Below are 449 nucleotides of genomic sequence, written 5' to 3'. Positions count from 1 at the left end.
CTATCAACTTTACGTTTAATAGATAGACCTAACCGCTGATAAGTTTGACGCAGTTTAATACCTGTTTTCTTGGCTATACTGACCAGTTTTTCTCTGGCTTTATTAAGCAAAGAAGAGTCAGTTGGGTAACGGATATTTTTCTCCATTACAGTAGTATCAGCTATAACTTTTTCAAGTTCTTTTCGGGTCACTACTTTTTTTTTTAGCGATAAGTCTATAGTCATAGATAAGATTTTATTGAGACCTTCTTGACCTAATCTATGGCGCCAACGGGTCAATGAACTGGGGTTACAAGGCACCTTAAACTGAAAATAATCATATCCACAAAAGTATTGCCAATAAGGGTTTTCTACCCATCTAACCACTACTTGTTCATCAGAAATATTATACATATGACTGATAATGAGAAGACCTATAATTAAACGAATAGGCAAAGGAGGTTGACCAGG

General features: G+C 35.6%; 1 protein-coding gene. It reads right to left on the bottom strand.

Features of this window, described 5'->3' with window-relative positions:
- Positions 1-449, bottom strand: a 449-nt coding sequence (locus tag ACRRVB_RS00720) for a transposase (protein WP_432466105.1), incomplete at both ends; no start/stop codon positions are given.

The organism is Candidatus Cardinium hertigii, assembly GCF_050864855.1.
Classification (GTDB): Bacteria; Bacteroidota; Bacteroidia; order Cytophagales; family Amoebophilaceae; genus Cardinium; species Cardinium hertigii_C.
This window is presented reverse-complemented; position numbering and strand designations above follow the sequence as displayed.